The following is a 25554-nucleotide window of genomic DNA, read 5'->3' as shown; positions in this document are numbered from 1 at the left end:
AATACATCTTTTTACAGGTGAAATTTACTGTTTGAGGATAAATTTACAATCCGAAGGCATTGTTTTGTTTCATGAAAATTATTGACCTGAAAATTTTTACAATAATCTATCACACCTCGAAGAGATTAAAATTATAACAGATCAGTAAAAGGAAGCACAACTCGCGGGGTCGAATCAAATGGCTTAATACAAATTGATATCACTGCCGGTTTGTTCAAGATATTTTCCATTTTCCAATCTGTACATCCATTGTTTACCTTTTTTTACCAATAGAGGAAATAATGGTTCTGATTGTTCTGTAAATTCATTGGGAATATGTAAATTATCAAACTCAACAGAAACTATGATCTGTCCATTCAGATCAGCTATTCCAAATTTTTTATTAGCTTCCAACAGGAGGTATTTTCCCTGGTGGATCGGCCTGATATAGTCATACACCATTTCTAAAAGTATTTTACCGGATTGAATATCTCCCAAACCATATTTTTCGGGATAAATATCCATTTTAGGTAAAATTACCTTTCCGTTTAAGCATAAATCTTCGGGTAATAATGCGCGGTGGTACGAATATTTTTCTATTGGAAAAACTATTTTTCCTGAAAGGTTCATAAAGCCTACCTGATAAATACTGCTACCATATTGCTTCGATGGTTCTCCAAACATGATTATCCCATTATCCGGAAAATCTTCTGCCAGTTTATAAGTAGGAGGTAAAATGACTTTTCCTTCTTCATTAATGTATCCATATCCTTTTTCACTTTCTATTTTAGCGATCCCTTTTTTAAACGTATAAATAGAGGGGTGTTTAGAATAAACAGATGATGAATAATTACCGCTCTGATAAGTAATGTCATACTCATCCTTGAGTATTTTTTGTTTATTTACCTGATAAAGATTAGCTGTTTCATTATTCTTCGAAACCAGCAATAATTCGTTTGATCCGGTGGCATATACGTAAGGATAGTTAATTTCTTTTATTTTCATCTCTTTTACATCGAGCAATGCTGGTTTTGAGTTGCCCGCAGAAAAGTTTAGCAGGTATATATTGTCGTTAATCCGGTCAATTGTTTTTATGGTTTTGTTGATCAGTTGGTTCCCTTTTTTATCAAACAGGTCGATAAAAGGAGTTTCGTAATTTCCTCCTGTGGCTATCAAAAGACCTGCACCAGCTTTAGGCGATACTTCTATTTTGTTATATAAAGGAGGAACAATTTCTTTTTGATTTTTGATGTCAAAAATTCCGACCAGTTCGTTTTTGAATACCCATACGTATTCATCCGGTAGTGAGTTGGAGAAACGAAAATTATTGTAACCCGAAGGAATTATTTGCTTTCCCTTGAGGTCAAATACAGTGATGATACCCTGGCGTTCAGCAATCAGAAATTCTGTAGCATCTTCTTCATCAGGCATTTGTACACTAACGTTATAATAAGCCGGTTCGTAATAAGTATTGGTTTCAGGAAAATAGAGTCCTGAATAAGCGCGTTTTTTTATTCTGAAAATATTGTTTCCTTTACTGCCGGAAGAATAGAAATAATCATTTACATGACTGATCTCACCGTTCTCTACCTGCGTTAAAACTTTTTTTGTACTATCGATGAGATAGGTTATATTTTTTTTACGTGCTGAAAAATACGCTTCGTACACTTTTATTTCATCATATTCTACAGGGATGATAATATTTCCCTGGTGATTGATCACACCCTGCTTTTTATTTTTATGAACGATCAGATAGGGCCCGCTATAACCTAAATATGAATTGGCATTCGGTTCTTCGATCAGGTCATATTCAAAAGGTAGAACTAATGTAGCATTTTGCGAATATAAACCGAATTTTCCGTCTTTCTGATAAATCAGTGATCCGCCAATGATTTTGCCTTTTCGAAAATCAAAAACTTCTTTTGATGCAAGATTCAGAATTGCAAATTCTGTTTCACTTTTTGAAAAAGTCTGTACCCAGTTATCACTACGCATTCCCGAATGGTAGTGGTTATATTCAAAAGGAATGAGTACTTTTTCATTCCAGTCAATGATTCCCCACTTGTTTCCTTTTTTAGCATAAACATAGGAAGCTGCTTTTCCGCACCCTCCACAATAATCAAAACCATCGTATTGATTTTGTGTTATGACTTTTCCTTTCGATTTGCTGTAAATGCTCCATTTACCATTTTGTTTGATATCAAAATGCTCACCATCGAGATAACCGATATCGTCAAAAAAAGGTAAGGTTTTCTTATCTGGTAAATACAGGCTTACCTTCCCGTTTTGGTAAAGTTTCCAGAATAATCTTGACCCGGTATTAATATCATCGTAAAGAGCCGCTACCAATACATCACCTGCAGGAGATTGTATACCTGTTTTTCCTTTATCGTTGGTAAAATGTGAAACGGTTGCCGGTAAGTACGCAGGATTTTTTTTGAGCTCGTTTTCATATTTCTCCAAAGCTTCTTTGCCGGGTGGTAACACACCGGCTTTATCAGGGGGTGGTGTTATTTTTTGTCCGGATGTGTTGATATAATAAGTTTGATGATCAGTAACGATTTTAGCATAGCCATCTTTAAACGGATTCAGTATCGTACGTTCATTAGAGGACGTCTGAGCTTTTACATTAAAAGAGAGGGATAATAAAACTGATAATGCTATATTGAGTTTCATTGTTGTTACTTTTTGATTTTAGCCGTGCCAGAGGATTCTTTTCCGTTTTTATCTATAAAATAAAACCATTCACCATTCTTTACTAACACTGGCCATATTTTATCATCTCCTTCATAGTTTACATGGATCATGTCGTAAATTGCAGGAAGCAGCAGATGACCATCACGGTCTGCCAACCCTCTTTTACCATTTTTCGTGAGTTGAAAATATTTTCCCTGACCCTGAAGCGAAATTTCATCGTATTGTGTAGGAATTACAATAGTTCCGTTTCTGGCAATCACTCCTTTCTTTTCATTGATGCTTACAAGCAATAAGTCGTTTCGGTCATAAATGGCAGCAATATTGGTAAACTGAACAGGAATTATTTCTTTTCCGGTTTGATCGATGACCCCAAATAAATAATTAGACGATTCGTTTTTAGTATTGTTATTCTTTTTCGCTACCAATGCATAACCATCATAAAAATGATCTACTTCCGTATAGGTGGTAAATCGTTTTTCTGTTCCTTTTTTATCTATAAAGAGGTTGCCTTCAGAAGTAAGTATTTTCATCAACTCATCTTTAAATTTACTATCTGCAGCTCCTCTATAATCCGGAAAACGGACATTGCTGTAGATGCCTCTGATTTTCCAATCGGCATTTTCATACACTATCTTTCCATTCAGATCGGTTAGTTTATATAACCCATTTTGTTTAACACGTAAGCGTTCATTGTTTACCGGTTCAATGTCTTCGATCGTTTCATCAAACTGATGAAGCAATATACCGGTTGCATTATATAGAGAAATGGTTTCTTTGTAGTTTTCTTTTTCGTGGACTACCTTAAAAAAATCAGTACTGAGCCAGCTGATATATTTTGCTGTTGGTGCTACAATTATTTTTTGCTGTTCAAGATCGAACAAACCTATTGAGCCCGTTTTTTTTGCGGGGGAGCTGATCGCAACATATCTTTTTCTTAGCTCATAAACCGGAGAAAGCTTTTGATCGTTGTAGGGATAGCCGGTTATAATGGAATATTCTAACGGTAAAATTGATTTGCCCTCCTGATTCAGCAATCCATCTTTTCCGTTTGCGGATACTTTTATGTAGGTTTTTTGATTATTATATTTTGTTTCAATAAAGTGATTACCCGGAGCAACTATTAATTTTCCGTTCGTATTGTACAAGCCTGCATTATTTCCCTGATGAACAATAATAAAATACGGTTGTTTCTCTACTTCTCTTTCAAATAACAATTGTGTTTTTCTTTCTTCTGACAAAGCTTCCTGTGTACTGATTTCGGGCACAGCTGTTATAATCTCGTCTGAATAGCGAATCTGGCCGTTAGCATTCATAAAATTTACTTTACTGAACTCAACGGGTACGATTACTTTACCGGAAGCGTCAATCACTCCCTGTTTTCCATTTTTTTCTACTTTAATCAATCCTTTTACTGATTCGAATAGATTGGTGAATTCAGGCGCGAGCACTTCTTTGCCGGTAACAGGATCTGCAGCTCCGAAAAGTTTATTTCTTTTGAAGATGATCAGGTCTGAGTTTTTCATTGTTTTGAAAGACTCATGATCAATATTCAAAACCTGTTTTCCGGTAGAATCAAATAAAATGTTTTTCTGCTGACGGTGTGCATCGATATATTTATGCGTATTGGTAAAAATGTAAGTGAAGTAACCTTCGTATTCAAGTGGAATTAACAATCTACCTTCAGCATCTGACAATCCGGTTTTATTATTAAGAGATACCTGTACATAATTATCGCCAAAAAAGCTGTGTGCTTCATCGTATTGAGGTTTTTGTAGTAGCTGTCCGTTGGAAGCAGCCAGCCAGCCCCAGTATCCGTTTTCTGAAAAAGCGATAAGGGTTTTACTCAGCACTGCCACCTGCTGATATTTCGGCTGTACGATGATTTTGCCATTTTCGTCGGCAAAACCATAGGAATCGTCTTTTTGAAGAAGAATAAATTTATAGTTGTATTCTTTTCCTTTTTTCCATTGCCCTTCATAGGACGTAACTAGTTTTATACCATCATACTCCGGAGAGATGATCCATTTTCCGTTTTCATGCAAAACTCCATAAGCACCGTCTTTAACAACCACCAACAAATCTGCGGCGTGCTCATCTACCATATCAATCAGCACATCGGTTTGAGGGTGATAGAAGTATTTCATGCCGTCTTTCTGTACCTGCGCCAAAGGAGAGTGGTACCCGCCAAACCCAATAGTCTCAAAAACAAGTTTTTCCTGCGAAAAAACTAAAGCGGAAATAAGTAATAATGTAATGAATACGGAAATCTTTTTGAGTAGCATCATATAAGTTTTCTGTCAGTGCTTACAAATATATTGAAAAATGAAAAAATGGTATCGGGGGCATAGAAGAAAGAGCTAGCTGTTAATAGACGCCGAGGGGCTGCGGTGAGCATATTTATGACTGAAGAATGACACGCGTTCGGCTTATTTAAGCCGAATAATGAATTAATTTTGACAAACTATTCTGCGATACCAATTCCCTTTCAGGAAAACAACATATTGGCGGGAGGCAAAATATCCCACGTTTCAGTGCTGTAATTGAGTGACTGTATGATTCACCGGTTCGGTCAGAAACAAAAAGCGTGTATTGATTGTAAGTTTAAAGGCTCCGACATTTGTTGGGGCTTTTAGTTTTAGGAGGGTTTACTTATTCAATTGAATGAATCGTTTTCACCCATCTGGCTGTCACCAATAACTGTCCTACGTGGCGCTGTGTGTGTTCTGCTGCGTGAAATAGCAGTCCTATCAGGGAGGTAGGAATTCTTTTTCTGCCAAGGAAACGTTCGTGTGTCAACAGATTGGGGTCTGTTTGTTTGAGCTGATCAATTGCTTTCTGAATACCATTGTGCAGTAATTGCAGCAGCACCTCTTTTTCAGCATTCTCTTCTTTTGCTTCACCGGCAAGATAATCGAACTGCGCCGGAGCAAGCGGTTTTTCCTGTGCGTAAGTAAACATTCTGTCGATTACCCCCACGATATGTTTTACATGAAAAGCGATAGAAGCAGCACCTTCCGGTTGGATCAATAAATGCTCATTATCAAGGTTACTCAGGTAGCGGATAACGTCTTCCTCTACCTGTAACAAAGCGTGTGCTACCGGCTGCAAAAGTGCAGGCACATCCTTTACAGGCCCGCGCATCCATACTTCAAGCTCCTGTTGCTGTTTCATTGGTTGAAGGTACAAAAACTTCAGGCATAAACCTCGTTTTACTGTTAACAGTATTATGAAAAGGCCATCAGAGGAGGGGCTTTAAATTTTATGAAAATCCTTTATTTTGATGCAGGAAAATTACCCGGTTTGAAGTAAACCGTCCATACCTGATCTTCATAAATAGAAGTATAATCTACTGCGATATTGAAGTTTCTGGCTGAAAATATTTGTGCAAGCCTTTTCAGGTCTTCGCTTCCATGGTCTTCGTTGCCGATTACTTCGATACTTTCGTTGGCAGCAACCAAACGGCCTTTATGAATTGAAGAATTGTAGAATGAGAGCGTTGAGTCTATTTCTGAAATAAAATGTGCAGGCTCCATCTGATAAACCGAGTCATTATAAAGAATTCTTACATCTTTGATTTTGGCAGGCCCCACTCCCGAGTTAATCAGTAAAAACTTATAGTACATGCCCGGCGTCTGGCTTTGCCCCAGCTCCAGATGAGGAAATACCGACATTTTCTGGGCTTTCTCTTCCAGGTAGTACATTTTTTGTGATAAGCGGGTCTGATAAAAAAGAATAAACAGTGTACAGATGCTTACAAATATGGCAGTGAGACTCAGTATCCGGTCTGTAGACGGCATGCTGAATTTCTTTGATGGTATTGGTTTACGGGAATCTTCCATTATCCGGCTTTGTTTTAGTATGGTGCGATAAAAACCTCGCAAATTAAAATAATAAAATATATTCCGGAACAATCACGCGGCAATAAAATAGCTTTTTACAAAAGACAAACTGCTCCGCGGCATTTCTACAAATATTCCTGGAGCCAGGTTTGAAGATCATGATAAACCTGTTGTTTTATCCCTTCATTTAATATTTCGTGCCGCATCCCCGGATATAACCGGATACTGATTGCTTTAAATCCCTCCGTCCGGAGTTCTTTTACGATACTTTCTACTCCTTTACCAAAGTTGCCGATAGGATCATTTGCTCCGCTGATAAAAAGCAGGGGAAATTCTTTAGGAATATTATTCGCCCATCCTTTACGGGTAGCCTCAACATTTAAAGAAAGCAGGGTATGAAAACCGTTATTGGTGAAAGGAACACCGCATAACTTATCTTGTAAAAAGTTTTCTCTGTTGTTTTCATCTACACTCAACCAGTTGGTACCGGAATGGGCAGGTTCCTGTTGAAAGGCTTTGTTATTCATTTTACTGAACAGATTATTTACAAAACTGCTTCTATGTGCAGGCTTTATTTTGTTCAGGAGGGAGAGGTATACGCCGGCAAGCTGCGCTTCCAGGTTTCTGGTACCTGTACCCATAATAATTGCCCCGTGAAAGCGGTCAGCAGCTTGTTGTAACACGCGCCGGGCAATAAACGAACCCATCGAATGCCCCATCAGAAAATGCGGTACAGCCGGGTACTGTTTTTCAAGATGGCTGGCCATTGTTAAGGCGTCTTGAATAACCTGCCGGTCAGGTGTTTTATGGTGAAAGAACCCGAGTTCTGCTTCATTTTTGGCTGTTTTGCCATGGCCCAGATGATCATATAGCAGAACGGCAAATCCCTGCGCAGCAAGAAAATTGGCAAAATCGGTATAACGGCCACTGTGTTCCTGCATTCCGTGCAACACAAGAAGCGTAGCTTTTGCCTGTTGTGCTTCCGGATGAAACAGTGTAAAATATAACTGATGGTCACTATCTTTTGCAGGAAGGTAATCAGAATACGGTACCATTGGTAATTGATTTATTTTAAGCAAATTACTATGTAGTAAGATAGTATTTTATCTGATACTGCAAAATAAAGAGGATGAATCAACCTCATAAAAAAAGCCGAACGTTTCAGTTCAACCTTTTAATCGTATATAGTTTATTGCAGGTGGATAATAGAGTTCTGACACTTATTCTTTAGTATGCCGGATTTGGGGATATTCGTCAGCAAGTAAACGGTTAACATTTTTTTTACATAACGGCCCCTTCTAATAAGATACAACTATTTTTTCAATTATACAAGACACGTTTAAGCCTGAAAATACGCAGGCTGGTCAAATACTTTTCCGACAGCTGACCGTATCTTTTTTAGCAAAAGAATAAGTAATAGGTATGATTCTTTCAGGTATAGAATGAACGAAACATTTCCGGTAATGTAGAAGAATACCGGGTTTCAATTATAGAATATTTAAAAGATATCTTATGAGTACAGAAAATTTGCACGATCAGGCAGCAGTAGATAAGCTGAAAGAAATGATAGACAAAATCGATATTGGAATGTTGTGCTCGAATATTGCCGGTAGTGATTATGTACATGCCGTTCCGATGAGCAGACAGGAGGTGGATGAGCAGGGTAATATCTGGTTTTTGTTTTCTTCAGAAAGTGAAACCTATCATAACCTGCAACAGAATGATAAAGTAAGTGTATTATATTCAGATATAAAAGGATATAACTTTTTAAGTATTAACGGTACTGCCGAAGTTTCAAGAGATGAAGCCAGAATTGAGAAATACTGGAACAAAATGATAGAAGCCTGGTTTGAGAGAGGAAAAGAAGATCCGCGTATAAGAGTTTTAAAAGTAACACCTGCAGAAGCTCACTATTGGGATAACAAGAGCAACAAACTGGTTACCTTCTTTAAAATAGCTGCCAGTGCTTTATCTGGCCAAAAAGTGGATGTAGGTAGAAAAGGCGATTTAAATTTATAAAATATATTCTGAAGGATCTATGGATTTAAAGTCGAATGAACCTTTCTGGTTGGTTAAAAACGGATTACTGGCATCTTATCCGTCTTTACATGAAAATATAAGTTGCGATGTGCTGATTGTTGGCGGTGGTATTACCGGCAGCCTGATTGCTTATCAATGTATTCGTGACGGATACAATACTGTTTTAATTGATAAGCGGGAGGTTTGTAACGGAAGTTCTTCTGCCACCACTTCTATGCTGCAATATGAAATAGATGTTCCATTATATGAACTGATTGAAAAAATAGGAGAGAAAGGTGCCCTCGCGAGTTACGATGCCTGTTGTAAAGCGGTCGAAGACCTCGGGAAAATTGCACATAGAATTAAATCAGCTTCCGGCTTTCAACTCAAACAATCATTGTATTATGCAGCATCCAAAAAAGATGCGGAATGGTTGCAAAAAGAATTTGAAGCACGTTCCAATGCAGGTTACGATGTGCGGTGGCTGGAGCCGGATACAGTACTTTCGAAATACGGTATTCATCATAACTATGGTGCTATTTTATCAGCTGCCGGAGGAAGTGTGGATGCTTATAAATTGGCACATGAACTATTGCTGCATTCTTATAAAAAGGGCCTCCGGGTTTTTGATAAAACAACATTGGAGAGCGTACAATATAAAAAAGGTTTTAATCTGGGTACTGTTACAGGAGGTGCCGTCATTAAAGCAAAGAATATTGTTTATTGTACCGGTTATGAAACTGCAGGAATGATAAAAGAAAAGTTTGTAAAACTACTCAGTTCATTTGCGATTGTTTCTGAAATTGATAAGGATTTATACCGGCAATATAAAGATATATTAATCTGGAATACTTCAAAACCCTATCTGTATATGCGTGCCACTGATGACGGACGTTTTCTCATAGGTGGGGAAGATGAAGATTTTAAAGACCCGGTAAAACGGGATGCGATGCTGAAAGAAAAAGAACAAAAACTGTTGAAGTCGTTTGCAAAGATTTTTCCTGATAAACAGTTCTATTCAGATTTCGCGTGGGCCGGTACTTTCGGCGAAACCAAAGACGGATTGCCATATATTGGTGAGCACCCTGACTTTAAAAGATCCTATTTTGTAGGAGGATTCGGTGGTAACGGTATTACTTTCTCTGTTACAGGAATGGAAATGGTCTCTCACTGGCTCAAAGGAAAAAAACACCTGCTCTCCGAATATTTTCGTTTTGGAAGATAACTCCGTTTTAACCAAAAAGCTGTGCGGAAATTCAAAAATGCTAAAAAATTTAGTATTTTTGAATATATCCAATTGAAAAAAATGCACAGGTTAGAGGAAAAATTGAAAATACTGGCAGACGCAGCAAAATATGACGTGAGCTGCAGTTCGAGCGGTAGCAAAAGACAAAATACCGGTGGTATCGGGGATGCTTCTTTTGGTGGAATTTGCCATACTTACACAGAAGATGGAAGGTGTGTTTCTTTACTAAAAATTTTATTAACCAATCACTGTATTTACGATTGTGCTTTTTGTGTCAGCAGAAAAAGTAATGATATTCAACGTGCGGCTTTTACTGTACAGGAAGCGGTAGACCTTACCATGAACTTTTACAGGAGAAATTATATTGAAGGGTTGTTTTTAAGTTCCGGTATTTTTAAAAATGCGGACTTTACGATGGAGCGTCTGTTACGGGTGGTTAAAAAACTGAGAACAGAAGAACGCTATAACGGATATATTCATTTAAAGACTATTCCGGGTGCCAGTGATGAACTAATAAAAGAAGCCGGTACTTATGTTGACCGGATGAGTATCAATCTGGAACTTCCTACTGAAGCGGGGCTGAAAATGGTAGCTCCTGATAAAGACCATGCATCGGTACGAAAGCCACTGGCTTTTGTGAACGAACAGATACAGGCTTATAAAGCAGAATCTGCTCTTATTAAACATACACCTATATTTGTTCCTGCCGGGCAAAGCACGCAAATGGTGATCGGTGCTACCCCCGAAACCGATTTTGAAATCATGCAGGTGGCCAACGAATTTTATCAGAAATATCAGCTGAAAAGAGTTTACTACAGTGGTTATATTCCGATTAATAATCAGAACAGTTTATTACCTCAGATAGGTTCTGCTCCTCCGGTAGTTCGTGAAAACAGGTTGTATCAGGCCGATTGGCTGTTGCGGTTTTATGATTTTACACTGGAAGAAATTGTCAATCCCCTGCATGTTAATCTGGAGTTAGATATAGATCCCAAATTAAGCTGGGCACTCAGAAATCCACAATTGTTTCCGGTGAATATCAATACGGCTGATTATAAAATGATTATCCGTATCCCTGGAATAGGCCGCCAATCGGCTATGAAAATTATTCAGGCGCGTAAGTTTGGAAAACTACATGAGTATCAGGTAAAAAAAATGGGCATTGCTTTTAACAGGGCGCAACATTTTATGTATTGTGCAGATTCTGTTATCAGATTAGGCATGCCTGTTATGCAAAGTATACGAAACAACATCCTCAAAGCCAGTACAAATAATAAATTATTCCAAACCCAATTAACACTTTTCTGATATGTATTATTTGTTTGACGGCACCTATTCAGGGTTTTTATGCTGTGTTTTTGAGAGTTTTGAAAGAAAAGAATTTGATGTTATCCCGTTAACCGGTAGTGAACATCAGAACAGTTTTTTTCAGAATAGCCGAACAATTACCACTCATCCGGAAAAAGCTAAACGGGTGTTACTGGGCATACAAAAGAGAGTGAGTCGCGAGAAAGCGGTTGATTTTTATAAAGTGTTTTTGTCGGAAGACCGCAAAGCGTGGCTGGCCTCCTATAAAATAATCGTGGATCTGTTTAATACCTCAAAGCAGGTATTGCAGAATTATGGAAATGAAAGTACACTTTACTTTTCGAAGATGTTACAGAAAGTTGGCCGCGAAAGCCACCGGATGGAAGCCTTTGTACGTTTTTCAAAAACAGCTGACGGTGGTTATTATGCTGTAGTGGAACCCGATTTTAATGTATTACCATTGATTGCCGATTTTTTTAAAAAACGTTATGCTGATCAGCAATGGCTGATTTATGATATCAAAAGAAAATATGGAATTTTATACGATAAAGTAAATGTGTCTGAAGTACAGGAAATGCCACTTGATAAACATGCTGTTGCTGCACAGCACAATATCATCACATTAGATGCAAATGAGGAAAAATTTCAACGGCTTTGGCAAAAATATTTTACCAGTACGAATATCGAAAGCAGAAAAAATACAAAACTCCATCTGCAACATGTACCTAAAAGATATTGGAAATACCTTACTGAAAAAAAAGTTGGGTAAAAAATGATGAATCATATTTCACTGATAATGTTGTTTGTTCTGAATTTTTGATTTTTCATATAGCTTAAAACCCTTTCTTAAGCATATAATTACTAACAGGTAATTAAAATTATTTCATTTCTCCTTTAAAATAAATGCTGCCGAATGGTATACCTATTGCATAGCTAGGGTTACTGTAAACCGGTATATAAAATCCTCGAAAATTATTAATGTTTGAACATATTTGATGAATTGACAGCTAATGTTGTATAGGTATTAATTATCCTCTATAAATTTTTTCAGTATGAATACAAGAAAAAAAGAGCAAATGAATCATCATCTGATTGATAATTCTAATCGTGAAATGACCACTAATGATGGTGTTCCTATACATGATAACAACAACACGTTAAAAGCAGGCGTTCGTGGTCCCTCGCTGTTGGAAGATTTTATTTACCAGGATAAAATGGCACATTTTGATAGGGAAAGAATTCCGGAGCGTGTTGTACACGCACGCGGTTCAGGTGCACATGGGATCTTCGAGTCAACTGCTGATATATCGGCGTATACAAAAGCAGCCTTCTTAAAAAAAGGAACGATAACGCCCTTGTTTGCCCGTTTTTCTACTGTAGCCGGTTTTAAAGGGTCTACCGATCTTGCACGGGATGTACGTGGTTTTTCGATTAAGTTTTATACTGAAGAAGGAAACTATGATTTTGTGGGTAATAACATTCCTGTATTTTTTATTCAGGACGCTATGCAGTTTCCTGATGTAATACACTCGGTAAAACCTGAACCTGATAAAGAAATGCCACAAGCGGCTTCTGCTCACGATACTTTTTGGGACTTTATTTCTTTAATGCCAGAAGCTGCACATATGTCTATGTGGGTGATGTCAGACAGAGCTATTCCCAGGTCTTTACGCATGATGCAAGGATTTAGTGTACATACTTTTAAATTTATTAATGATAAAGGCAAAGCAACATTTGTAAAATTTCATTGGAAGCCTCGTTTAGGAGTACATCAGGTTGCCTGGCAGGAAGCACAAAAAATATCTGGTTATGACGCAGATTTTCATCGCAGGGATTTGTGGGAGGCCATAGATGCAGGTGATTTTCCACAATGGGACCTGGGCGTACAATTAATTCCTGAAGAGGATGAACTTAAATATTCTTTCGACATTCTGGATCCTACCAAAATTATTCCGGAAGAACTGGTTCCGTTAAAAATAATCGGTACGATGACGCTTAACCGGAATCCGGATAATTTTTTTGCAGAAACAGAACAGGTGGCATTCGATCCGGGAAGGCTGGTACCGGGCATTGATTTCAGCAATGATCCATTGTTACAGGGACGCGTATTTTCATACGCCGATACACAGCATTATCGTTTAGGAGGACCCAACTTCCACGAAATTCCTATTAACCGTCCTATTAATGGAAAATATAATAATCAAAAAGATGGTTTTGCCAGACAGGATATCCTAAAAGGGAATGTAAGTTACTTTCCGAACAGTTTAGGCGGAGGATGCCCTTATCATGCAATGCTGAAAGGTGAAAAAGGATTTGAATCACATGCTGAAAAAGTAGACGCAAAAAAAATAAGAGGCCGCTCTGCATCTTTTGCAGACCATTTCACACAAGCACGTTTATTTTATAATTCACAGTCTGCTGCTGAAAAAGAGCATATTATTTCAGCATTTAGCTTTGAGTTATCAAAAGTAAATTCAGAAGCGGTACGTAAAAGAGAACTGGCAATATTAAATCAGGTAGATAAAACACTGGCTAAGCGGGTAGGAGACAATCTTGGGCTTGTTCCGGCGAAAGAACTGGATAAACTCACCATACAATTTGCAAAACAAAACCATCCTGAATACCCGATCAAACCACCGAAACCGGAAGTTGAATATTCACCCGCATTAAGTATGGAAACAAAAGCCGGCGAGGGTAGTATTGCCACTCGAAAAGTGGGTTTTCTCGTTGCAGATGGAGTGAGTAAAGTATCCATAGATAAAATGAAGAAAGCTCTGGTCAGAGAAGGCGCAAAAGTTGTATTGATTTCAACCAGAGTGGGAAAAGTAAAATTCAAGGAAGGTGGTGAAGAAACAGTACAACATAGTTACCTGACGGATGCTTCTGTATGTTATGATGCGCTTTATACTCCTGATGGGGATTCGGTAAAAATATTAAGTGACGAGCCCGATTATTATCAATTTGTTAATGAAGCATACCGGCATTGTAAGGCTATATCCTTTGCAAAAGGCGCAGAATCATTGCTGGAATACACTTATGTAAACAAAAATGAATTGGGAAAGGGGGTAATTCTTGAATCAAAGCACAAGCTGGTACAAGATTTTATACATATAATGAAAGCACATCGTATATGGGAAAGAGAAACTAATCGTAAAATACCAGTATAAGATAAATAATACAACATATAACCTCAATCATTTTTTAATTTTAAAAAAGGAGACTATTATGAACAAGTTAACATGGAAGGGAAGATGGAATGAGTTGAAAGGTAAAGTAAAGCAACAATATGCCGATCTTACTGATAACGACTTATTGTACGAAGAGGGTAAAGAAGACGAATTATTGGGTAAATTGCAGAAAGCCACCGGTAAAACAAAAGATGAAGTGGAAGACTGGTTGGATAAAATGTAAGCCAATGATTGCTTTCCTTTAAAATAATGAAAAGGTTGAATTGAAAAGTTCAGCCTTTTTGTTTTTTTATAGATGAAGCAGGGTTTCTTCATTTGTTTATCCTGAAAAGTTAGAAACTCATAAACAGTTTGTTCAGTGATCTTTTCATGTTACAAGAAAAATCTTCCTGCTTTTGTATTGACTTTTTTGGGGTTAAAGGTTGCATCGTATTGAAAATGGCAATGAAAATATAATATATCAGAAAACCAGTGAGGATAATGTAAAACATTTACTACGACCCGATTGGAAGTATTACGGGAAACTGTTACTTTAGGGTGTTGCTAAACTATTAAACCGGAACAGAACATGCAAAAGGTTACTGTTATGTTGCTCTTAAAAAGAGTATTGCCGCTTTTTTTCTTTATGGGTACAAAGGAAGCGGTGAGTCAGAATAGTTTCGCTGCCTGCATTGAAAAAAATATTACAACGGGTAGCGAACACGATTTAAACACATTGGTGAACAGAATGATTGAGATATTACCGGATAAAACATTCTATTTAATCGGTGAAGCGCATACCTACCTTGCTAATAATGATCTTCAGTTGTCGTTAATCTACTCGTTACACCGGAGGAAAGTGTATAATATAGTGAATGAATTACCCCATGCTACCTGTTTTCTGTTTAATGAGTACCTTGAAACCGGTAATGATTCCTTACTGACTGCTATTAAACCCACTGCCACTTATGAACTTCTTCAGAAAGTAAGGATATTTAATCAAATGCTTCCTGCCGGTCAACGAATCAAATATTATGGTATAGATTATCTGGATTCTAAATATGATTATGATAATTTTTTGATATCGTTAGCCATCATACGGGAAAAAGTTCCTTCAAAAAATTTAGCATTGGATATATTGCTGGATAGTATTATTCTTAAAGATAGGCTGGAAGATTCAGAGATGATAAACATAAACAATACTTTATTTAAAACTTTGCAATCAGATCGTCTTCTCTATCAGCAACATTTTGGTATTTATTATAATGATTTACTTTTAATGGCCAGCAACATGGTAGGGTACAGGCGGAACCGGGATGCAGATATTTTTAAAAGCTTTCTGGTACTTTATGAGCAATTGAAGTCTGTGCAGAAAAACGAGCCTAAGTTTTTTTCCTTCTATGGAATAGGCCATATGGATAATTTGGGAAACATACTATTGAAGAGTAATCAATCCCCGGTTAAAAACAATGTTGTAAAAATAGGTATTTTGTATGTTAATTGTTGGGGTGGGTGGACAATACCTTCATTGAGGGATGACGGCATTTTTGAACTGAAAAAAAGTAATTTGAAAGATTTTATCGGATATTGCAAGCAACAGAAGTGGAAGGTGGCTACTTTTAACAATCTGGAATGTTTTGAATTTAAAGGAAAGCGTAGTAACGATGCAATTATTGTTTTCAATAATTATGGAAACAGAAAAATGAACTCCTGGAAGTTTGATTAAACTTTAATTAAATAAGAATAAAGGTACAAACAGAACGGGTCGGGTCAAACTTTGAACTTCCATAAAACCTAAAAGATTAAAACCGGAATCTGAACTGTTTTAATCTTTTAGAGTGTATAGAAAATTTAGCTCTTGCTGTTGCAATAAGCTAGTGTTCTGGCATCGACTACCATCCTTTAACGGCTTCACCTCTAAACGCCTTCAGCGCAGCTTTTTCAACGGCTTCCGATTGATAAGCTTTAACGAATTTTTTGACTTTCTCCGCTTCTTTGTTATCTTCTCTTGCTACAATTACATTCACATAGGGCGACTCCTTATCTTCTTTCATTATGCCTGACTCGTCTGGGTTTAAACCTGCCTGAGCTGCGAAGTTATTGTTGATAATTGCAATCGTTACTTTTTTGTCGTCCAATACTCTTGGCAACTGTGGTGCTTCAATTTCTATTATCTGTAACCGGAGTGGATTCTCTGCTATATCTGTTACCTTAGGGAGCAGGCCGGTATTGTTTTTCAGTTTTATTAACCCGTTTTTCTGTAACAGCAATAAAGAGCGGCCGCCATTGGTAGGATCGTTAGGAATAGCAATTGTGCTGCCGTTTACCAGTTCGGAAATAGTTTTTATTTTTTTTGAATAAGCTACAATCGGATATACAAATGTGTTTCCCACAACAACCAGTTTGTAGCCTCTTTGTTTGGATTGCTCTTCGAGATAAGGAACATGTTGAAATGCATTCGCATCAATTTCACCATTGTTGAGTGCTTCATTCGGAATTACATAGTCGTTAAATGCCACTAATTCTACTTCTAAACCATATACTTCCTTTGCTACTTTTTTGGCTGCTTCTGCTATTTCCTGTTCCAGCCCTGATGTGATTCCTACTTTGATGTAATTTGGATCATTTTTACCTGCATTTCCGCAGGCATTCAATATGAATAGGCCTGCCGTCAGTAAACCATAAAAACCTGTCTTTTTCATTTATAATCTTTTATCTGTGATTGAATTTTTTTGAAAGCTTGTCACCGGTAAACTGGATAATGAATACCAGTGCTATTAATAAAATCAGAACGGTATTCATGATGAATGCATTATAACCCACGTAACCGTATTGGTAACCAATCTGGCCCAATCCACCAGCTCCTACAGCACCCCCCATTGCCGAGTAACCCACCAATGTGATCAGCGTAATGGTAGCGTTGTTAATCAAAGATGGTAATGCTTCGGGAAGCAAGACCTTTTTGATGATTTGTAGCGGACTGGCTCCTAAGGCCCTGGCAGTTTCTATTAAACCTCCGGGTACTTCAAGCAAGCTGTTTTCCACTAAACGTGCAATAAATGGTGCTGCGCCGATACTTAACGGAACAAGTGCTGCATACACACCAATCGAAGTGCCGATAAGTGTTCTTGTAAAGGGAATTAACCAAACAATCAGAATGATAAAAGGTATAGAACGAAATACATTTACCAAAACTGAGAGTGTACGGTTATAAAACCGGTTTTCAAGAAGTTGCCCCTGCCGGGTAATGAATAGTGTGATTCCGATGGGTAAGCCCAGTACAAATCCTGCAAACCCGGAAACGAACGTCATAAAAACAGTTTCACCCAAACCTTTAAGCAGTAATGAAATAGTAGTTTCGTCAAGCATATCCTTTAATATTATTTTGAATATTGTTTTTTGAGAAATAGTGAATCACTCTTTGGTTTTGTTCTGAACTTCCCTGCAAATGCAATAGTATTTTTCCAAAGCTGGAGTTTGCTACATACTCTACATCAGCAGAAATCAATTTGTAAGGAATGTGATAATCGTTGTACAGCACGGCTAATAGTTTTTCAAACGGAAGGTTTCCGTTTAATTCTACTTCCACTACCGGATATAAATCCTCACCGGATTCTTTCTGCAGTTTACTGCTGATAGATGGAGGAATATTAAGTGTTTTAGGCAGAATAAACTGTTTAATGACCGGGTGTTCTTTAGCTGAAATAATATCTTCCAGATTTCCCCTGGCAATGAGTTTACCTTTGTCAATGACGGCAACCTGATTACAGATTGTTTTTATAACATCCATTTCGTGAGTAATCAACAGAATAGTAATACCCAGCCGTTGATTGATATCTTTGAGTAGTTGTAAAATTGATTGAGTCGTAGCCGGATCTAACGCACTGGTTGCTTCGTCACAAAGCAAAAGATAGGGATCGTTTGCTAATGCCCGGGCAATGGCTACACGTTGTTTCTGACCTCCTGAAAGACTTTTAGGATATTCATTGGCTTTGTCTTCGAGACCCACTACTTTTAAAAGTTCGCTAACCCTTTTTTGGATATCGGTTTTATGAACACCCTCTAATTCTAATGGTAATGACACATTATCAAAAACAGTTCTTGACGAAAGCAGATTAAAGTGTTGGAAAATCATTCCTATTTTTTTCCTTTCTTTTGCTAATTCCCGACTGTTTAGTTGGGTCAGATCCTTACCGTTAATGATGATTTGACCGTGGTCAGGTTTCTCCAGCAAATTAACCGAACGTATTAAAGTGCTTTTGCCAGCTCCCGAAAAGCCGATAATACCTAATATGTCTCCCTGTTCTATTTCGAGACTGATATCATCGAGCGCTTTAAAGACTTTCTTTTTCTGTCGAAAGGTTTTAGATATATTTTTAATTGCTATCATTGATTTATCTTTTAATGGCTACCGGTTTCAATTTTACCGAACTTCTATCGAAGGTTAAATAACAAAAGAGAAGGTTTTCGTAATAATACAGCCGCTTAATAGTATCAGAAAATTATGATTGTTACTACCGGTGCGTTAGTGCAACTATAAAACAGTTTCTGACTATGTTGGTCAAAAACGATTTTGGCAATCAATATTGTCTGGTGAATTCTGATAGTAAATGAACTAAGTCATAAAACAAAAAATCCACTGATAGGTATCGGTGGAGTTATGATATGTTTTATCAGTCGTAGTTTTTATCCGATACTATAAGCACATAAATACATACACATGCATGGTTGCATTGTATTGATGTTGTTTCGCATCTTATTGTTTTTGTTGTAGTTATAGTTCATTTTAAGAAAGTTGAAATTCAAATAGCTGTGCTTCTGAAACAAAGATACTATTTATTTTAATTACCCTACTAAATTAGTAGAGTTTTATTTTTAAATAACAAAACCTTAGTAAATGTTGCGGTGGTGCTACATCAGCTGTTGAAGCAATGATGAGATGATAATGCAACTTATCCTGAGAGCTTTCTTTAGAGAATAATATAAACTTATCATTTAATCTGTGATGGAAAATGGTTATTTTAGAATGTTCATTTGCGCTTGCTTACTAAATTATTCCTCAAAATATAATAGTGAAATCAACCTCTTCTGAAAAAAATAGCTGCCGCATAAAAGGTATATGTGGTTATACTTACAGCGTTAAAGAAGTGTTCTTATTAATTCGTTGTGTTGTTTTGTTTATTGGGTTAACTGTTTTATCGGTTAAACAGTCGGAGGCACAACAAACCTTACTGGCCAGTGAGCTAAGCACTAAAGAAATATATAATATTCAGGATAGCGTAATGATCAGATTACCCGATGGGGCTTTTATATCTGCAATAGTTGTCAGAAGAAAAGGGGATGACCTTCCTAAACCTGTTATTTTTCAGTTTACTATCTACGTTCGTGATAAGGGGCGGGATTTACAGTCTTTAAAAGAAGCTGTTGACAGAGGTTATGTGGGGGTGATTGCTTATACGCGTGGCAAAAGGTTTAGCCCCGGAGAAGTATACCCATACGAAACGGACGGTTTGGATGCTTATCAGGTGATTGACTGGATCAGCCGGCAGCATTGGTGTAACGGCAGCATCGGAATGTACGGCGGAAGTTATAATGGTTTTACACAATGGGCAGCTGCTAAAAAACTTCATCCGGCATTGAAAACAATTGTTCCTTATGTTGCGAATCGCCCCGGTATGGGACTTCCGATGGAAAACAATGTTTTTGTAAATCCGAACTATGAATGGTCTTTTTATGTGGGTAACAATCAGTACCTCGACACGGCTTCCGGTAACGACAGGCAACGTTTCAGAAAAATGATGTTCCGGTGGTGGGAAGAAGGTACAGCATATAACAAAATGGATAGTATAGACGGTACACCTAACCGCTTGTTTCAACGATGGATCGCCCATCCTGATTTTGATGCTTACTGGCAAAACATGGCTCCATATGAGAAGGATTTTGAACAGATCAATATCCCGGTATTGATATTTGACGGCTATTACAATGATTCTCAGAATTCAAGTCTCTATTATTTAAGAGAACTGAATAAGTATAACCCGGAAACACCTGCCTATCTAGTGATCGGGCCGTATGGCCATTTTGGTACACAGATAGGTGGTGAAGCGGTGGTAAATGGTTATAAGGTAGATACTGTGGCATTGTTTGATATCAAAAAATATACATATGAGTGGTTTGATTATATTCTTAAAGATGGCAAACAACCCGGATTTCTGAAGGGTAAAATAAACTATCAGATAATGGGTACCGACCGGTGGGGTAGTGCAACCTCTTTGAATACGCTGCACAACGGATATTTAAAATTTTATCTGAGCCTTGATAAGAAAGATCAATTTTATTCTTTAAGCGTTCAGCAGCAAAAGAAACCTGCTTTTATTACACAAAAGGTGGATTTTTCGAATCGTACAATCAGCCATAATGATTATTATCCTGATCCGGTGATTCGTAAAACTATTAACAATGAAAATGGTTATATTTTTATCAGCGAACCTATACAGGAACCGCTGCTGGTGAACGGATCGTTTATCGCACAAATGAATATCAGTATCAATAAAAAGGATGTAGATGTTGGTGTTACGTTGTATGAAGTAATGCCGGATGGGCAATATTTTCATTTATCGTATTATATCGGACGTGCCAGTTATGTGAAAGACATTACGAAAAGACATCTTTTAATACCAGGAAAAAAAGAATCTCTGCTTTTTACCAATACCCATTTCGTCAGCAAACAACTTTCAAAAGGAAGTCGTTTGGCTGTTGTTATTAATGTAAATAAAAATCCTTTTTCTCAACTTAATTACGGAACCGGAAAAGAAGTGAGTAAAGAAACGATTCAGGATGCTAAAGAACCTTTAATCATAAAGTGGTATAATGATAGCTTTATTGAAATACCGGTTTTGAAGTAATGAATTTCATGAAAATAAATTAAAGATTAAGGTGCTTTTTTAGTGATACAATCTCTTCTTTAATAATGAATAGATCATCTATTTTGTGTGTTCAATAATCCAGTTAACGATTAATTGTAATGCTTTGGGAGAGAAGGTTTGTTCAATTTGAGGGTATTCTGAAATTTGCCCTGTCTGACTTTCCTGAAACAGATGATTGAGCCCTTCCAGCAAAACTACTTTATGTGTAGGAGAATTACTGGCTGCTAAAGCATTCTGTACAGGTTGCAAATGATATTTGGGGGGAACCTGTGTATCTTTACTACCGTATAATGCAAGTGCGGGTATATTGAGCTTCATGATTTCATCAGCGGGGTTATAATTGTAAAAATAACTGATCCATGGAGTGGTTCGCGTGGATACAAGATTATTGATAAACTCCTCTTTATCTGCTGTTGAGGGTAACAGGGATGCTAACAATGCTGACTGCTGATAAAACCTGGTTAACTCTTTCCGGATGACGCTCGCTTCTTTTACTGAGGAGGCTATTTCTATTGCTTGTTTTACATATGCTTCGTACGCCTGCTCGTCTGTTACGTTAAAGTTTCTATAATCAAGTGCCTGATGCAGGCTTACTTCTTTCCCGGGTATTCCGGTACCGGCCAACATTACAATAAAAGACAGGTTATTCGACTGATTGGCTACCATAGGAGCAATGATTGCACCTTCACTATGTCCGATTAAACCGATTTGCAGGGTATCTATATCTGTTCTCTTTTTCAAAAAATCAATAGCACTTCTTACATCTGTTGCAAAGTCTGCTGTTGTTGCTTCTGAAAAATTACCTGTTGATTCACCAAAACCTCTGTCATCATATCTCAGAACAGCAATTCCTTTTCTTGTGAGGAAGTCTGCTAAAACAAGAAAAGGTTTATGTCCTGCAAAGGACTCGTCTCTGTCTTGTGGGCCACTTCCTGATATTAATATTACTACAGGTGGTTTTTTACCGGATGAGTTGGGTAAAGTCAATGTTCCGGCTAATGTGATGTGGTGTTCTTGATTGCTGAAAGTTATTTTTTCTTCCCGGTATGGATAAGGTTTTACCGGTTCCTGAGGCCTTTTGAGTTTTACTTGTTCGATGACTTCTCTGGTTAGTAATAATGGAACGGAATTTACACCTTCCCGAAAGTTACCCTCAATAGTTTGATGGCTGGTATTCCATTTTCCGGTATATTTAAAACCTAAATTGGATGCATCGATCAGAAGTTCATTGTTTTCAAAGATGGTCGCATTCGTGATAAGATCTTTAACTCCCTGGCTGGGTATGGAGACGTTGCTGGTCAGCTTTCCGTTTATATGTGAAATGGTAAAAATAAATACAATTTTTCGTCCTGGCTGTACCTCAAGATTTCCATTCCAGGTTCCGTTAATATTCTGAGAGAAGCAGGAAAATATAAGAGATAGAAGACCTATTGTAACGAATATTTTTTTCATGATTCAATTTGTTTGGGGCATAACATTTCCGTAACTGCATCGGCAGTTATCAAAAAGTTATGTATGTTTAAGATTTTTATTGATGGAGGTCGGAAAGCATTTTTTCCGTCGCATTCAGTATTTTGTTGTAAGATCTGAGTACCCAGAGAGCAAATGCCAGAAAGGAAGCAATGGATATGGGGAAAATCAGTGACCAGAAGTATGGAATTTCATGAATGTTTTTACCTTGTATTGCTGAAAGTACAGGAACAGACACCACCAGTAAAAATAAACCTAATGACAGGTTTAGTTTTTGTAGTTTTTGAAATTTTAGTTTTCGTTTTCCGAAGTCTTCAATTGCTTCCAGATAAGTACCGGATGAAATATTTACATTTTTGAGTGTACCCAAAGATAAGATAGAGATAATGGGCAATACAAGAAGTAATAAAATGGCAATGAGTGTAAACACCTGTATGACGGGTGTATTTGTTTTAGAAAAGTGAATCATTAAATAGATAGCACCCAGGTAACAAATGATTGTACCAATATATTCAGCATATCCGATTTTGTTGATTTTAGAATGATATTGATTACGGGTCATTTTTTCAATCAGTTGATCAGTAATTAATTCCTGATTTTTCATTCTGGTGTTCATACTTTGCCACTGAGTTCTCATTTGTTCCAATTCCATCGCTATTGTGTTTTAGAGATTTGAAGTTTTAGTTTTTCTTTAATACGCGAAACCTTTGTGCCAACGTTTGTCGTAGTGATTCCGATAATTTCTGCTATTTCCTGATGACTTTTGCCTTCCAGGTAAAGGAGAATAATTCCTCTTTCTAACAAATTAAGAGTCTGAATACTTTCATATAGAAGCCTTATTCTTCGTTCTTCGGATTCATCTGATGCTTCTGTAAGACGATCGGTTTCGGTATCGATAGCAATCGTATTGATTTGCTTTTTAGCGCTTTTTAAGTTGTAAATAGCCGTATTCATCGCTACACGATACATCCAGGTGCTTAACTTAGATTCTTCCTTGAAAGTGTCGAATGACTTCCATAGTTGAAAGATGATTTCCTGATACAGGTCCTCCTTGTCATGAGAACTGTTGGTATAAAGTATTGCTACTTTAAAGATCAGCCCTTCATTTTCTTTAATAATCTTTGTAAACCGGCTTTTTTTGTCCATAGAAAATCACAATTCTCTTTATTAGTGTAAAAAATGGTTGAAAAATCACAGTAAAGGGCACTTTTTGAGAAAAATAATTTTTTAAGTGTATATACCTAAAAATAACTACTCAAATGTTTCTCACAATGACGGGTATATGAATTTTTTTATTTTTTATATGTTGTGATGTGTTTTAATGTATTGGTTTACAGATAGTATATTACTTTTTTAGCCATCTTATACCTTTGCGAATAATCAAAAAAATACCTGATACGGTATTTCGTAATAAGTTGGAGATTCTATTTTGTAAATTACCGGTTAAATAATAAAATTATTACAATGACTTATTGCTTCCTCCTACAGAAGATGAAAAGAGCTAAGCACATCGAAAAATTTCTTTTTGTGTTTCCTCTATTGACAATTTTATTAAGTTCCTGCAGTAAAAAAAATGATTCTTCGGATTCTGATAGATTTAGTTATGAGGTGGTTTGTGATTTTTGTGACATAAATTATGTTGATATGTCTAATACTTTACAGATCGTAAATAATAATGTAGGTAGCTGGAAGTATTATTTTGATGAGAAAGTGACTTTTGATTTAAAAATATCTGTAAAAACTACCCGTTCGGATAAGCAGGGTATACATGTTTATATTCTGAAGAATGAAGATGTAGTGTTTGGAGATTTTGCGTTTAATCAGGCAGATCTTGTTTTTTCTACAAAACAATCAAAGGGTACAGGAAGTTACGGAACTTACCAGAATCCCGGTTCGGGAAGCGGAAGTAATAATGGTAATGGAGGAAGTAATGGCGGCTCTGGTACTGTGTCTTCTGTATGTGGTGCTAAAAATAAAACCGGCGGTTATTGTAAAAGAGTAGTTGTGGGAGGTGGATGGTGCTGGCAACATCGATAATTTTTTTTAATGGGAATATTTGAATGACAAACCACAAAACCTCAGCACCTGCTGAGGTTTTGTGGTTTGTGGAATGCACCTATGTTGGCGTGTTGCTCTGCTGCTGGCCGACGAAAAACTGTTATAAATATGTCCGCATCATTTCTACTTTTTCACCAATACATCGTTTTCAAAAAAGTGTGCTTCTGATTTTCCATCCGGGAAGATATTAATCAGCCTTCCATGACGTTTACCGTCCTTCATTTCTGCCAGTTCGATACCTCCGGTGGGATACATCGTTACTTTAACACCATGTGATATGCCGCCTTTGAATGTACCGTAAATGCGGTTCGGGCTGCCTGAATACAGTACAAAGCCGGCACCTTCCAGAACACCATTTACAAAGTTTCCGGTATACACAATCATATTTTTATCTGCAAGCATTTCTACTTTAACGCCTGTACCGGTTTCACAAGTTCCATAAGGACAAGCGGTATTAGTAGATTTGCTCGTGGTAGTACTTGTTTTCATAACTCCTTTATCATACATATCAATTGTAATACTGCCGTCATCGAATGGAGTTATATGCACTCCTTGTTTGAGGTCGTTCACAAAGAGTCCGTAAGTAATATATTCTTCATCTTTGTATACCACAAAACCTTCTTTTTTTCCGTCTTTCCATTGCCCCGAGTAAAGCTTTTCTCCATATACATCTCCTAAACCCTCCAATTTACCGTTTTTGAAAAATCCGGTGGTAGTCGTTTTTCCTGAAATCAATGAACCATAACCGTTATTGCAATCTCCCTGGCACTGTGCTTCTGCGCGCGTAAAGCATATGATGAATGCAAGCGTTGCTAATAAAATTTGTGTTGTTTTCATCTTATATT

At 37.2% G+C, this 25554-nt stretch carries 21 protein-coding genes; 9 read left to right on the top strand and 12 right to left on the bottom strand.

Annotation, left to right across the window (positions count from 1 at the left end; translation table 11 throughout):
* Positions 1-183: 183 nt before the first annotated feature.
* The 5 genes from D9O48_RS17890 to D9O48_RS17870 form a co-directional block, all read right to left on the bottom strand.
* Positions 184-2655, bottom strand: coding sequence for a WG repeat-containing protein (locus tag D9O48_RS17890; RefSeq protein WP_126974366.1), 2472 nt, complete (start codon positions 2653-2655; stop codon positions 184-186).
* A 5-nt stretch (positions 2656-2660) separates the two neighbouring features.
* Entirely contained in the window at positions 2661-4958 is a 2298-nt protein-coding gene (locus tag D9O48_RS17885; RefSeq protein WP_158624935.1) for a WG repeat-containing protein, read from the bottom strand.
* 367 nt (positions 4959-5325) lie between these two features.
* A complete protein-coding gene (locus D9O48_RS17880; RefSeq protein ID WP_126974364.1) occupies positions 5326-5847 on the bottom strand; it encodes a DinB family protein in 522 nt (173 codons plus the stop codon).
* A gap of 101 nt (positions 5848-5948) precedes the next feature.
* Entirely contained in the window at positions 5949-6515 is a 567-nt protein-coding gene (locus D9O48_RS17875) for a hypothetical protein (protein ID WP_126974363.1), read from the bottom strand.
* Positions 6516-6640: 125 nt separating this feature from the next.
* Complete coding sequence (locus D9O48_RS17870) at positions 6641-7570, bottom strand: alpha/beta hydrolase (RefSeq protein ID WP_126974362.1); 930 nt, start codon at positions 7568-7570, stop codon at positions 6641-6643.
* Positions 7571-8027: 457 nt separating this feature from the next.
* On the opposite strand from D9O48_RS17870, the gene D9O48_RS17865 reads away from it, so the two are divergent.
* The 7 genes from D9O48_RS17865 to D9O48_RS17835 all read left to right on the top strand — a co-directional run bounded on the left by D9O48_RS17865 (position 8028) and on the right by D9O48_RS17835 (position 15981).
* On the top strand, positions 8028-8534 hold the full coding sequence (locus D9O48_RS17865) for a pyridoxamine 5'-phosphate oxidase family protein (RefSeq protein WP_126974361.1): 507 nt from the start codon (positions 8028-8030) through the stop codon (positions 8532-8534).
* Positions 8535-8553: 19 nt separating this feature from the next.
* Complete coding sequence (locus D9O48_RS17860; RefSeq protein WP_126974360.1) at positions 8554-9759, top strand: NAD(P)/FAD-dependent oxidoreductase; 1206 nt, start codon at positions 8554-8556, stop codon at positions 9757-9759.
* A gap of 81 nt (positions 9760-9840) precedes the next feature.
* Entirely contained in the window at positions 9841-11088 is a 1248-nt protein-coding gene (locus D9O48_RS17855) for a putative DNA modification/repair radical SAM protein (protein ID WP_126974359.1), read from the top strand.
* Position 11089: 1 nt separating this feature from the next.
* Positions 11090-11857, top strand: coding sequence for a TIGR03915 family putative DNA repair protein (locus D9O48_RS17850; RefSeq protein ID WP_126974358.1), 768 nt, complete (start codon positions 11090-11092; stop codon positions 11855-11857).
* Positions 11858-12140: 283 nt separating this feature from the next.
* Positions 12141-14255 carry a catalase gene (locus D9O48_RS17845; protein ID WP_126974357.1) on the top strand — a complete coding sequence of 705 codons (2115 nt, stop codon included), beginning with the start codon at positions 12141-12143 and terminating at the stop codon, positions 14253-14255.
* A 58-nt stretch (positions 14256-14313) separates the two neighbouring features.
* Complete coding sequence (locus D9O48_RS17840; protein ID WP_126974356.1) at positions 14314-14499, top strand: CsbD family protein; 186 nt, start codon at positions 14314-14316, stop codon at positions 14497-14499.
* 345 nt (positions 14500-14844) lie between these two features.
* Complete coding sequence (locus D9O48_RS17835; protein WP_126974355.1) at positions 14845-15981, top strand: hypothetical protein; 1137 nt, start codon at positions 14845-14847, stop codon at positions 15979-15981.
* A 166-nt stretch (positions 15982-16147) separates the two neighbouring features.
* On the opposite strand, the gene metQ is transcribed toward D9O48_RS17835, so the two are convergent.
* The 3 genes from metQ to D9O48_RS17820 are packed head-to-tail and all read right to left on the bottom strand — an operon-like array spanning position 16148 to position 18645.
* Positions 16148-16957: a methionine ABC transporter substrate-binding lipoprotein MetQ gene (gene metQ, locus D9O48_RS17830; RefSeq protein ID WP_126974354.1), complete on the bottom strand. Its 810-nt coding sequence runs from the start codon at positions 16955-16957 to the stop codon at positions 16148-16150.
* A 10-nt stretch (positions 16958-16967) separates the two neighbouring features.
* Positions 16968-17624, bottom strand: a complete 657-nt coding sequence (gene metI / locus D9O48_RS17825; protein WP_126974353.1) for a methionine ABC transporter permease MetI — start codon at positions 17622-17624, stop codon at positions 16968-16970.
* On the bottom strand, positions 17617-18645 hold the full coding sequence (locus D9O48_RS17820; protein WP_126974352.1) for a methionine ABC transporter ATP-binding protein: 1029 nt from the start codon (positions 18643-18645) through the stop codon (positions 17617-17619). The genes metI and D9O48_RS17820 overlap by 8 nt, the downstream gene beginning before the upstream one ends.
* A gap of 682 nt (positions 18646-19327) precedes the next feature.
* On the opposite strand from D9O48_RS17820, the gene D9O48_RS17815 reads away from it, so the two are divergent.
* On the top strand, positions 19328-21160 hold the full coding sequence (locus D9O48_RS17815) for a CocE/NonD family hydrolase (protein WP_199750613.1): 1833 nt from the start codon (positions 19328-19330) through the stop codon (positions 21158-21160).
* Positions 21161-21238: 78 nt separating this feature from the next.
* Here D9O48_RS17815 and D9O48_RS17810 read toward each other — a convergent pair whose 3' ends face one another.
* The 3 genes from D9O48_RS17810 to D9O48_RS17800 form a co-directional block, all read right to left on the bottom strand.
* Positions 21239-22633, bottom strand: coding sequence for an alpha/beta hydrolase family protein (locus tag D9O48_RS17810; RefSeq protein WP_126974351.1), 1395 nt, complete (start codon positions 22631-22633; stop codon positions 21239-21241).
* Between the two features lie 76 nt (positions 22634-22709).
* Positions 22710-23303: a hypothetical protein gene (locus tag D9O48_RS17805; protein ID WP_126974350.1), complete on the bottom strand. Its 594-nt coding sequence runs from the start codon at positions 23301-23303 to the stop codon at positions 22710-22712.
* Positions 23304-23305: 2 nt separating this feature from the next.
* Entirely contained in the window at positions 23306-23797 is a 492-nt protein-coding gene (locus tag D9O48_RS17800) for an RNA polymerase sigma factor (RefSeq protein ID WP_126974349.1), read from the bottom strand.
* A 498-nt stretch (positions 23798-24295) separates the two neighbouring features.
* Between D9O48_RS17800 and D9O48_RS17795 the strand changes: the two genes are divergently transcribed.
* Entirely contained in the window at positions 24296-24688 is a 393-nt protein-coding gene (locus tag D9O48_RS17795; RefSeq protein WP_126974348.1) for a hypothetical protein, read from the top strand.
* Between the two features lie 144 nt (positions 24689-24832).
* Here the strand turns inward: D9O48_RS17795 and D9O48_RS17790 are convergent, their stop codons facing one another.
* Entirely contained in the window at positions 24833-25546 is a 714-nt protein-coding gene (locus D9O48_RS17790; RefSeq protein ID WP_126974347.1) for an MORN repeat-containing protein, read from the bottom strand.
* Positions 25547-25554 lie beyond the last annotated feature (8 nt).

This window comes from Gynurincola endophyticus (assembly GCF_003991195.1).
Lineage (GTDB): Bacteria > Bacteroidota > Bacteroidia > Chitinophagales > Chitinophagaceae > Gynurincola > Gynurincola endophyticus.
Note: the sequence above shows the minus strand (reverse complement) of the source record. Positions and strands in the feature narration are given on the sequence as shown.